The following is a 10,126-nucleotide window of genomic DNA, read 5'->3' on the forward strand; positions in this document are numbered from 1 at the left end:
GCATTCCGGTTACCAACACGTCCGTTAACCCTGCACGGAGCACAGGAGTCGCTCTCTTTGTTGGTGATTGGGCCGTCGCACAGCTCTGGCTCTTCTGGCTGGCTCCAATCGTCGGTGCGGTGCTTGGGGCGCTGGCGTACCGAATGATTGCCACCAAAGAGGACTGAGGCGGACGGCGCGCGCGCCCGGAAACGGTCTGGCCGACATTAGACCTTGTCCGGTCCACCCACGGTACGTGCGCAACTGTAATGGCTCTCCCATTGCGCCGGCCGTGATACCGATTTCGTAGCGCGTCTCCTTGTCATTTGGTTTCCTGCGCCCTCTTTCAAAGGGTTCGGCTTCAGAGTGGCATCGCCGAAACGCACGTCGCGACAGACTGGGGCCTTACTCGCCGACAGCCAATGACCTCCAGCCTGGTCAATGATATTCTGCCTGATTTCGACGTGGAAAGCCACCATTCCACAATAGTGTCAGCCCCGGCCGCACGCGTTATTGCCGTGGCCCGGGATCTGGACTTGTCGGGTTCCTTGCTCATTCGACTGCTGTTTCGGCTGAGAGGCCTCCCGAGTGCCGCCCTCACTGCCAGGGGATTGTCAGAGCTTCATTTCAAGCTGATACGTGATGATCCCGACCGGGCATTTGCCCTTGGTTTGATTGGTCAGTTCTGGAAGCCATCTGGAAGGCTTGTGGACTTTGAGCCGGCCCGGTTCGACGACTTCAATACTCCTGGCTATGCCAAAGCGGCATGGACCTTTGAGGTGGAAAGCCTTGCAGTCGAGGTTACGAGACTATCCACAGCAACGCGTGTTATTTGCCTCGACAACTCATCACGGCGCAAGTTTTCCGCATACTGGACGATTGTATGCCCGTACAGCGGAATCATTCGCAAACGGATGCTGCGATCAATCAAGGACGCAGCGGAAGGCCGCTAGCCAGCCACGCTTTCTGTGGAGTTGCCGCGCACACACGCATCCCCGACTGCAACAGGGCCCACAAAACAACAGGTCGGTAAGCGTCGCAGGCGTGCTAGACTCAACAAGGAACACTGAGATTCGGGGCACCAATGGATCGATTCACGATATACTTCTTCATCACTGTTCCGCTTTACTTCCTGCTCTTGCATAAGGCTATCCTTCCGGCACTCAAGAAGTTCAGCATTCGCGTACAAGGAGCCCCTTTCTCCTACCGTCTCATAGGCAACTCAGCGGAAACGGACCGTCCGAAACACGCCAAATACGACATGTTGTGGTCGTTTCTGGCAAATGCCATCGCCCTGATCCTATCCATGACGCCGTTCGGCATCGTTGAGGAGCTGGGATATGGAGCCGTCTGGTTCGGCTCTTGACCTGCGAGTGCGGCTGAGTGGCAATGAATCGCTGGACGGCATCCGGTACTCGACACATGATTCGACCCACAAACCGGGCGTAGCAACTAAACGGCGACTAACCGGGAACTCCCACAACTAAACTTCGTATTATTAGGCTTCAGGCTAGAAACGGGCTCCCACCGCTCTTTTGCGTTATTGACCCGTCACGTCTGAACTGCCCTTCGGTGCAGCAGCGGCGAACAACAGGACTTCTCTTCTTTCATATCAGAGAGTCACGCCGCCAACAACTCCCTCTTGCCCTTCTCTGTTGTCTGGGTCGGAAATGTACGGTCACCGTACAGACCCAGGTCTGCGTGCGTGTAGCCGAAATCAAGTAACAATGTCCAAGAAAATATCATCTGCCTCAGTCGGATTTGTCCGGTTCGGGCTCCACGAATCTCTTATGCGCGGGATCCACGCCGCCGGCTTCGAACAGCCGCGTCCGATCCAGCTCGAAACCATTCCCGCCGGACTCCAGGGTCGCGACGTACTGGGCCTCGCCCAGACCGGTACCGGCAAGACGGCGGCTTTCGCGCTGCCGCTTCTCGACCGACTTCTCGATCAACGCCGCAAAGGCCCGAGGGCTCTTGTACTCGCACCGACCCGTGAGCTGGCCAACCAGATTGCGGCCGAAATCCGCACTCTGGCCAAGTTCACAAAGATCAAACTGGCCACTGTCTACGGCGGCGTGTCGATGCACGGACAGATCAAGTCTCTCCGTCAGCATCCTGAGATCGTCGTCGGTTGTCCCGGCCGCGTTCTCGACCTCCTCCGACAGGGTATTCTCCGCCTCGACAACGTCGAAGCCCTCGTGCTCGATGAGGCCGATCACATGGTGGATATGGGCTTCTTGCCGGATGTCCGAAAGATTATGGAGAGAATGCCGGAAGACCGCCAGAATCTTCTTTTTGCCGCCACGATGCCGAGCGAAATCCGTGGACTCGCGAACGAGATCTTGCTCGATCCGCATGTCGTTGAACTGGCAACCACGGCTCCTGCCTCCACCATCGACCATGCTCTTTACATGGTGGCCGAGGGAAGCAAGCGGGCATTGCTGGAGCATATGCTCGCCGACGACGAATGCGAGACAGCCATTGTGTTCACGCGAACCAAGCACCGCGCCCGCCGCCTGGCCGAACAACTGGGCAAAGCGGGCCATCGTGCGGTAAGCCTTCAGGGCAATATGTCGCAGGCCCAACGCGACAGAGCCATGAGCGGGTTTCGCGCCAACCGATTTGACGTGCTGGTCGCGACAGACATAGCGTCGCGCGGCATCGACGTGAGCAGCGTGTCCCACGTCTTCAACTTCGATGTACCGAACACGCCCGAGGTATATACGCATCGCATCGGCAGAACCGGACGCTCGGAGCGCACGGGTGTCGCATCAACATTCGTCACAAACAGTGATCGCGGATGGGTGCGGGCGACCGAGCGCATGATCGGCGAGCCCATTGCTCGCCGCCGAGCCGATGGCTTTGAGCATGAGGCCGAGGCGAATGCACAGCCTTCACGGCCACGCAATGGCTACGCTTCGCGTAATCGGTCGGGCGGAAGCCGGCAAAACAACCGCCACGGCCGGTCCAACAACGGGCGCAGCCAAAGACGCTCCGGCTAGAAGTTACGCACGACTCTCTGAGCGTTGCGTGCGGTCGCTGCATCGCCGAACAGGATGACCTATCGGTCTCTTCAGTGAGGTGATCCCCTTCACCAATGGGAAGCCCTTGGCTCTCGATGTCAACAACGCGGCCCGACTTCGGAAGCGTGGTGCCGGCGTGATCGCTGTTTGACTGTTTGAGCCGCAGGGGTTAAATCAATAGTATGATGTCAACCCTCTCATGACGATGCAGTGATCACCGTAGGATTATTGGCCGTATGCCTGATAGCTGCCCTCGGTGTCCCCTTCATCCTCCTGGCGCGACGCTGGACGATCGAAGTAGCGTTCATCCGAGTGGCGTGGATACCGTTGACTGCGCTTCTGCTGGAAGGTCTGTTCTTCAGAAGGATCGCGGCGACTATTAGCTACTTTGCTGTCGCTCTCCCGTTATTGACCTGCATTGTGTCCTTGTTCCTGGCCTTGATGGGCGCAACACTCGTGGCGTCGGCACGTCAGCGGCAAGAGGATGATGCGCGCCTGCTTCGCGCTACGGTCGTCGCCTCGATCCCGGGAGCAGTGTTGCTCGGCTACATCCTGTATGCCTTCACGACAGGCTCATTGTCGAGCAGTTTCTGAGCGAGACATAGTCAGTATGACACTTCAGTGCGATCTTGAGATTCGACGCAGGCTTGATGTGCCCGCCCTCTTGAGACTCCTCCTTCTAACCATCCTTTCGTTGGCCGTGCGGACTGAACCCACGATTGCGCAGCAGCAGGATTCCGTTATCACCGGCAGAATCATCCTGTTCGTTTCACCCGATTCACAGGAGGTGGCCGCTCTCAAGCAGCAAATGGGAGAAGAGGATTTCTATGTCGCCGCCGATGATGAGAACTGGTATCGGTCGGCAGGTTTCGATCTGCTCGACAGCCTCCAGGTGGCATACACCTCGACGAGCGAGAAGAAGTTCACGTTCATGGTAGACGGTCTTGAGCAGGACTACGACTGGTCGGAGAAAACGCCGGGGTGGTTCGTGATACTCTACGATGGTACGAGAGCGCCGGTTGTCACGTTCAGCGTTGAACTGCCGACGAGGGTGAGTTTCCTGACGGAATAGCACGAAACACGCCTTTCTACCGGCCTGGCGATCGACTGCTGCACGACGGTCACGGCCGGCATGATGTATCGACCCGTTATATTGAGCGTGGCGGACCAAGCACTATCATCCCGAACACATGAGCGTCGAGCGAAGATACAGTGAGCAAGAGATCACCAGGATCTTCAAGCAGGCGACCAGGGCCCAGGAGGCCGCACAGCGGCAACTCTCGGATGGCCAGGGGCTCACGCTGACCGAGCTGCAGGAGATCGGGAATGAGGCCGGCATTACGTCTGAATTCATCGCGCGTGCCGCCGCCGCCATGGACCGGAACCTACCAAGTCCCCCGGCAAAAACTTACCTGGGCTCGACCGTTAGCGTTCAGAGAACCGTGGAACTTCCAGGTGCACTGTCTGATGGCCAGTGGGATCGGCTTGTCGTGGACCTCCGCGAGACCTTTAACGCGGCGGGAGTTGTCGGGCGCGAGGGCTCACTCAGGCAGTGGAGGAACGGCAACCTTCATGTACTTGTCGAGCCCACGGAATCGGGACACCGGTTGAGCTTTCGAACACTGAATGAGAACCTCAGAATGGTCATGGGGGCCGGGTTGGGAGCCTTCCTCATGGGCATGTTTTTGATCCTGATGCTGGCTGTTACCGGAGACTTCGCTGTGGAACTGGCCACTACGATGGCCGCCTCCGCGTTTGCTGCGGCGGGTCTCGGTGGCATTGGCTACGCCACGTATCGCCTGCCACGGTGGGCGAAGCTGCGAGCTCAACAGATGGAGGCTATCGCCTCACGCGCCGCCGCACGAATGGCCGATCTCCCAGCGACACACTTACCTGCTTCGGACTCGCCCGCGGCGAGTGACCTTGACCTACCGGTCGCCACGGCTGGTGCATCGCCGAAGAGAAGATCCGGCCCGTCGCGGGCGTAATGCACATCCCGATCAAATCGACCGTGAAGTCTATCCGACAGAACTGGAAACGAAAACCGTGAAGCCGTTCTCGCCATTACTGAAAGAAGTCCGAGCATGCACCATCTGTAGCGCGGTCCTTCCACTCGGTCCCAGGCCCGTCCTCCAATTGCACCCGGCAGCCAGAATCCTGTTAGCGGGCCAGGCTCCTGGTAAGAAGGTTCATGAGACGGGGATACCATTCGACGACCCCAGCGGCGACCGCTTGCGCGAGTGGCTTGGTGTGACTCGCGGAGTGTTCTATGACCCGGAACAGATCGCGATACTTCCCATGGGATTCTGTTTCCCCGGTTCCGGGAAGTCGGGAGATCTCCCACCCAGGCCGGAATGTGCATCTGCATGGCGCACACAATTGCTCGACCAGCTTCAAAACCTTGAGCTCACCATCGTTTTGGGACGGTATGCACTGGCGTATCACTTCGGACAGAAGAATTCGTCCGTCACCGAAATCGTCAGATCCTGGCGAACATATGGGCCCGAGGTCGTACCGCTCCCGCATCCGAGTCCCAGAAACAACATCTGGCTGCGCCGGAATCCATGGTTCGAGACGGAGTTGCTTCCGTCGCTTCGAAATCGAGTTTCGGACGTTCTGTCCGACTAGGAGATTTAGCTGATAGAAGTAGTAGCGGCCCGAGGTCGGGATGCTGGACGTTGATGCGACGACTGACACACAAAACGTTACTCCTGGGCGTAAGCGAATTGTGCTTCGTTGACCGGGACCTCGCACGTATCGTATCCCGCCACGGCCCCCCTCCGCTATGGGCACGGCGTCCGGGATATGCCTCACTTGTCCGCGTCATCCTGGAGCAGCAAGTCTCTCTCGCTTCAGCGGCGGCCGTATACGACAGGCTAAGATCAGCGGCCGGGCACGTCACGCCGCAAGCGGTCATACGGATTGGTGAGTCAGGACTCAGGCAACTCGGGTTCACCCGACAGAAGGCCGGGTACACTCATGACATCGCGAAGTCCATTGCGTCGGGAGGCCTGGACTTGTCCGCCATCGCTCGCGCCGACGACGCCGTTGCCCGCACGATGCTTCTGAAAGTCCGCGGGATCGGCCCCTGGACCGCTGACATCTATCGGCTAATGATGCTTCGCCGTCCCGACGTATGGCCCGATGGCGACCTCGCACTCGCAGAAGCGGTGCGACGCCTCAGGCGCTTGAAATCTCGACCGTCGACGGAGCGACAGCGGCAGATCGCCTCAGCCTGGACACCCTGGCGAGCTGTTGCCGCGAGAATCCTCTGGCATTTCTATCTTGCCGAAGTCGGCGCGCCACAGCGGACTGACTAAAGTATGTACTTGTGCGCGCTCTGCGTCGTTTGGGTAGATCGTCCGTCAACCTCACCGATTCGGCGCTGCTCACGCCCGTCGCGGCGCTGGTGATCATGGTGTTGAAGCCTTCGCTTCCGACGCTGTAGTTTCCGGTACCGACAAACACCTTCGACAATACGTCGAACGAGAGATCGAACCGCCCCCAGGTACCGGTATTAGTGATGGCTATTGAACTGTCCGACGAAGCGCGTGAGGAGGCTATTTCCTCGATCCAGACGTACTCGGTAGACAAATTTGAGGAGCGATTCGGCAACATTGCCGCCGGCGGACTCCTGGACTTTTTCCTGGAGGAGATTGGACCCAGCATTTACAACAAGGCCGTCTCCGACGTGCAGGAACGAATGCAACTGCGCGTTATGGAACTGGACATCGATGTCAATGAAGAGGAATTTCCGTACTGGCCCCGACGTGGCCACAAGAAAAGGCGCAAGTCGCCCGGATCGTAATTCGTCGTTGCGAACGAGAGCTCCCGGCGTTCACCATGACCGGGGTTCAGCAGGTGTTAGATCCGTCGACGTCCGCACACAATGAAGCTCCTTTCCAAAGCATCTGCGGTTGTGGTCGTGCTCCTGGCCTCTGTTCCACTCGCGCTCGCTATTTCCCTTCTGCTCGTTCCCTTCTGGAAGTGGGTTGAGGAGCAGTCTGGAATGGAATCATACGGCCATTCGGGTCCGGCCGGGTGGTGCTATGCGGTGTCGTATCTGGGTAGCGTTGTCATCCTCGCTGCAGTCGCATACCGGGCGAGACAGCTGAGCGCCCGGCGGGGCGTCGAATCATGACGGTTCAAGCGCAGAGCTATCGAAGAAAGAGAATGAACATGACGTTGGTCCGAGCCCGCGTGCAGCGCGGCCGAGTGTTGGTGCCTGTCTTCTCGATCATCCTGCTCGCGTCGTGCAACGTCTCACCTTCCTTCACACTCGAGTTTCCGGTGGACGCGGATCTCGGTGAGCTATGGCTCATCGAAGATGTGAATTGCTTCACGTGCGGCAACGGAGAGGAGTATCTTGGCCGGGCCAGCGGCACCTACGAAGTCCGGCTGCCTGCGCAACACTGGTACGTGAGTCTTCGCATGCCACGGGGGGCCTCGCACTTGATGGAGCACCTCGCGCACCCCTCCCTGTCGACCATCGGTGACATTGATCTCTGGGGCTCGGATATCCGGGACGAGGACCTGAGGTACGTCGCAGGAATAAACCTGCGATCGATCAATCTCGGCGGGACGGCGATCACAGGAGCAGGCGTGGAACACATGGCTCCACATCAGAAGTGGACGTGGATCAACCTACAGGGCTGCGACAACCTTGATCCACAATTCCTGGCGCACTTCAGAGGATGGAAGCGCGCTACGATCCGTCTAGTCTCTCAGAGGTCATCCAACGAACCGTATTCGGAAGCCGAGTTAGCCCTGCTGAAGAAAGCCCGGGAGACGATATGCGACGGCGCGCCGGAAGAGATCTGTGGAACCCAGATCCGGTAGTCTTGCATTCCATGTTGACATGCGGCTACGGGAGAGCCGCGCGGATTGAACCAATACGCCTGAACGGCGCTACTTTTGAGTTCCCGTTCCTATGGAAACCAGTTCGGGCCCATGGACACGATGCTTGTTCCAGTTGCAGCGATATCGATGTTGATCGTCCCCGTCGCGTGCTTCGTCTGGAAATTCAATGACGTTCGCAGCGGGCTGGTTTCTCGGATCGGAGGGATCGGGCGCTATGCTGCTTGGTCTGCTACTCCGCTGCTGGCGTATGTCGCGATTCTCTTTTCATTCGTCGGTGCCGAAGAGCTTTTCAATGTGTCGCTGGTCAGTGAAGGCTATGCGCGCTCGGTAGTCGTGCTCGGTGGAGGTGGCCTTGTGATCCTGGCCGTCGGCACTGTCGTATTCTCGATTCTTGTCATGTCTTCCGGAAACAAAGACACATGACCAGACTGGAGCTTGTCACCTGCGAATCAGCTGTGGTTCCGGAGTTCCACTAAAATGCGAATTGCTTCTGGCAGTAAACTGACCGACCTGCCTACCGTCCGCGTGATATCAACTCATCTGAAGGGGGATCGCAAATGAGAGTGAAGTATGCAATTGCCTTTGTGAGCGACATGCAGAGAGCCGTGGCGTTCTACCGGGACGTAATCGGACTGCCACTGAAGTTTGAATCTGACGGATGGACGGAATTCGCAACGGAAGGGGCGACTCTGGCTCTGCACGTCGCCGAAGGGTCTACATCCCACGAACTCGACCAGCACCGTGCTCCAGGAAGTTGGGGATCCGGAATCAGCGTGCCGGACCTCGATGCATTCCACAGCCGAATGATCAAGAACAAGGTCCGCTGTCTGCAAGAGCCGAGGGAGACGTTCGGAGCAAGGATTGCACAGTACCTCGATCCCGACGGATTAGTAATATCGGTCGGAGAGGATTAGCGGAGGTCAGTTCTCACCGACATGTCGATGATACAGTACGGACGATCCAATCCGGCTCTTTCGCTCCAAAAGTCTAAGAAGGCAGCGGAATGATTGGAGAGCGGCGGTACAACGTAGAAAAAAGAGCATGCGGAGAAAGCACAATGAAGACAACGTATGGACTGTTGATAGTCTCCATTTCGATGATGGGTTTGAGATCTGCAACATGCCAGTCCGCCGCCGATCTCACCCAGCAGGTCCGAGCGGCCGAGATCGCCTTCGCGCAGACAATGGCGGATCGCGATTTTGACTCGTTCGTATCGCACATTGCACACGACGCGGTGTTTGTCAGCGGTGAGGGCGCCTTGCGCGGAGTCGCGGCCATAGGAACCGGCTGGAATCGTTTCTTCGATGGCGACATCGCCCCCTTCTCCTGGAAGCCCGACCTTGTGGAGGTACTTGATTCGGGCACACTTGCCCTCAGCAGTGGTCCGGTCCTCGCCCCCGAGGGACAACGCATCGGGACATTCAACTCAATCTGGCGGCGAGGTGATGACGGCTGGAAAGTCGTGTTCGACAAGGGGTGCCCGCCGTGCGACTGTGAGTAAAGCAGTCCGTCGGCTGTTTCCTCGATAACGAATGTTGTCACCGCGGGGTATGCGAGGGTTCGGAAGTGGGACGGTGGACGGGCCTCGGCGATGAGAATATAGCTGAACAGCGTAATCGTTGACAATCAGGAGCAGGCACTTCGCTTCTGCACAGAGGTGCTTGGGTTCGACGTCAAGATGGACATATCTGCGGATGAATTCTGATGACTCACCGTCGTGTCTCCGGACGAACCCGACGGCACCCAGTTCCTTCTGGAGCCCAATGCGAATGAAGCGGCCGCGAACTTCCAGCGCGCCATATACGAACAGGGTATTCCGCTTACATCGTTTGCCGTCGACGACATCCAGGCTGAGCACGCGCGGCTGACGTCGCTCGGTGTGAAGTTCATAACGCAGCCGACGGATGTCGGCGGGGCGATCGTGGCCGCGTTCGACGATACGTGCGGGAATCTGATTCAGATATATCAGACGTAGACTGGATGGCCGGCCGTGATGTCGGCGACCGATTTGTATCCCGAGAGTTACGCGCCACCGACGCAGGTCGGTTATATTGCTGGCATGAGATCTGCGTTTTCAGCGTGATCTCTGCGTTCGTGCTCATCACGGTCCGTCGTGCACAGTTGGAACACGATCTCGACCCGGCGGACGCGTTCACACCTGCTACTAGCGAATAAGCAAACAAGATGGTCATCGGCGACGCACTCCTCTCAGCGTTGGTCAATCTCGTCCTGCTCGCCGGTATCCCCTTCTCGCTGTACTACGC

At 58.1% G+C, this 10,126-nt stretch carries 15 protein-coding genes and 1 pseudogene; all 16 read left to right on the top strand.

Features of this window, described 5'->3' with window-relative positions:
- Positions 1 to 167: aquaporin (locus HKN37_16485; GenBank protein ID NNE48251.1), on the top strand; the 167-nt coding region annotated here is incomplete at its 5' end.
- A 234-nt stretch (positions 168 to 401) separates the two neighbouring features.
- Complete coding sequence (locus tag HKN37_16490; protein NNE48252.1) at positions 402 to 932, top strand: hypothetical protein; 531 nt, start codon at positions 402 to 404, stop codon at positions 930 to 932.
- A 131-nt stretch (positions 933 to 1,063) separates the two neighbouring features.
- On the top strand, positions 1,064 to 1,345 hold the full coding sequence (locus tag HKN37_16495; GenBank protein NNE48253.1) for a hypothetical protein: 282 nt from the start codon (positions 1,064 to 1,066) through the stop codon (positions 1,343 to 1,345).
- A 361-nt stretch (positions 1,346 to 1,706) separates the two neighbouring features.
- A complete protein-coding gene (locus tag HKN37_16500; GenBank protein ID NNE48254.1) occupies positions 1,707 to 2,981 on the top strand; it encodes a DEAD/DEAH box helicase in 1,275 nt (424 codons plus the stop codon).
- Between the two features lie 231 nt (positions 2,982 to 3,212).
- On the top strand, positions 3,213 to 3,596 hold the full coding sequence (locus HKN37_16505) for a hypothetical protein (protein ID NNE48255.1): 384 nt from the start codon (positions 3,213 to 3,215) through the stop codon (positions 3,594 to 3,596).
- A 16-nt stretch (positions 3,597 to 3,612) separates the two neighbouring features.
- On the top strand, positions 3,613 to 4,074 hold the full coding sequence (locus HKN37_16510; GenBank protein ID NNE48256.1) for a hypothetical protein: 462 nt from the start codon (positions 3,613 to 3,615) through the stop codon (positions 4,072 to 4,074).
- Positions 4,075 to 4,192: 118 nt separating this feature from the next.
- Positions 4,193 to 4,990, top strand: coding sequence for a hypothetical protein (locus HKN37_16515; GenBank protein ID NNE48257.1), 798 nt, complete (start codon positions 4,193 to 4,195; stop codon positions 4,988 to 4,990).
- 58 nt (positions 4,991 to 5,048) lie between these two features.
- A complete protein-coding gene (locus tag HKN37_16520) occupies positions 5,049 to 5,630 on the top strand; it encodes a uracil-DNA glycosylase family protein (protein ID NNE48258.1) in 582 nt (193 codons plus the stop codon).
- A 53-nt stretch (positions 5,631 to 5,683) separates the two neighbouring features.
- Complete coding sequence (locus HKN37_16525; protein NNE48259.1) at positions 5,684 to 6,322, top strand: DNA-3-methyladenine glycosylase 2 family protein; 639 nt, start codon at positions 5,684 to 5,686, stop codon at positions 6,320 to 6,322.
- 203 nt (positions 6,323 to 6,525) lie between these two features.
- Positions 6,526 to 6,810: a DUF2164 domain-containing protein gene (locus HKN37_16530; protein ID NNE48260.1), complete on the top strand. Its 285-nt coding sequence runs from the start codon at positions 6,526 to 6,528 to the stop codon at positions 6,808 to 6,810.
- Positions 6,811 to 6,891: 81 nt separating this feature from the next.
- A complete protein-coding gene (locus HKN37_16535; protein NNE48261.1) occupies positions 6,892 to 7,143 on the top strand; it encodes a hypothetical protein in 252 nt (83 codons plus the stop codon).
- 38 nt (positions 7,144 to 7,181) lie between these two features.
- Complete coding sequence (locus tag HKN37_16540) at positions 7,182 to 7,841, top strand: hypothetical protein (GenBank protein ID NNE48262.1); 660 nt, start codon at positions 7,182 to 7,184, stop codon at positions 7,839 to 7,841.
- Between the two features lie 111 nt (positions 7,842 to 7,952).
- On the top strand, positions 7,953 to 8,285 hold the full coding sequence (locus HKN37_16545) for a hypothetical protein (GenBank protein NNE48263.1): 333 nt from the start codon (positions 7,953 to 7,955) through the stop codon (positions 8,283 to 8,285).
- A gap of 134 nt (positions 8,286 to 8,419) precedes the next feature.
- On the top strand, positions 8,420 to 8,776 hold the full coding sequence (locus HKN37_16550) for a hypothetical protein (GenBank protein NNE48264.1): 357 nt from the start codon (positions 8,420 to 8,422) through the stop codon (positions 8,774 to 8,776).
- Positions 8,777 to 8,958: 182 nt separating this feature from the next.
- Entirely contained in the window at positions 8,959 to 9,363 is a 405-nt protein-coding gene (locus tag HKN37_16555) for a nuclear transport factor 2 family protein (protein NNE48265.1), read from the top strand.
- 177 nt (positions 9,364 to 9,540) lie between these two features.
- Positions 9,541 to 9,837, top strand: a pseudogene (locus tag HKN37_16560) (VOC family protein).
- The last annotated feature ends 289 nt before the right edge of the window (positions 9,838 to 10,126 follow it).

The organism is Rhodothermales bacterium (assembly GCA_013002345.1).
Lineage (GTDB): Bacteria > Bacteroidota > Rhodothermia > Rhodothermales > JABDKH01 > JABDKH01.

Bases quoted from the DNA above. Each gene is read 5' to 3' on its own strand.
- HKN37_16545 (NNE48263.1), top strand. From the start codon at position 7,953: ATGGACACGATGCTTGTTCCAGTTGCAGCGATATCGATGTTGATCGTC.
- HKN37_16550 (NNE48264.1), top strand. From the start codon at position 8,420: ATGAGAGTGAAGTATGCAATTGCCTTTGTGAGCGACATGCAGAGAGCC.
- HKN37_16525 (NNE48259.1), top strand. From the start codon at position 5,684: ATGCGACGACTGACACACAAAACGTTACTCCTGGGCGTAAGCGAATTG.
- HKN37_16540 (NNE48262.1), top strand. From the start codon at position 7,182: ATGACGTTGGTCCGAGCCCGCGTGCAGCGCGGCCGAGTGTTGGTGCCT.
- HKN37_16495 (NNE48253.1), top strand. From the start codon at position 1,064: ATGGATCGATTCACGATATACTTCTTCATCACTGTTCCGCTTTACTTC.
- HKN37_16500 (NNE48254.1), top strand. From the start codon at position 1,707: ATGTCCAAGAAAATATCATCTGCCTCAGTCGGATTTGTCCGGTTCGGG.
- HKN37_16535 (NNE48261.1), top strand. From the start codon at position 6,892: ATGAAGCTCCTTTCCAAAGCATCTGCGGTTGTGGTCGTGCTCCTGGCC.
- HKN37_16490 (NNE48252.1), top strand. From the start codon at position 402: ATGACCTCCAGCCTGGTCAATGATATTCTGCCTGATTTCGACGTGGAA.
- HKN37_16530 (NNE48260.1), top strand. From the start codon at position 6,526: ATGGCTATTGAACTGTCCGACGAAGCGCGTGAGGAGGCTATTTCCTCG.
- HKN37_16555 (NNE48265.1), top strand. From the start codon at position 8,959: ATGATGGGTTTGAGATCTGCAACATGCCAGTCCGCCGCCGATCTCACC.
- HKN37_16515 (NNE48257.1), top strand. From the start codon at position 4,193: ATGAGCGTCGAGCGAAGATACAGTGAGCAAGAGATCACCAGGATCTTC.
- HKN37_16510 (NNE48256.1), top strand. From the start codon at position 3,613: ATGACACTTCAGTGCGATCTTGAGATTCGACGCAGGCTTGATGTGCCC.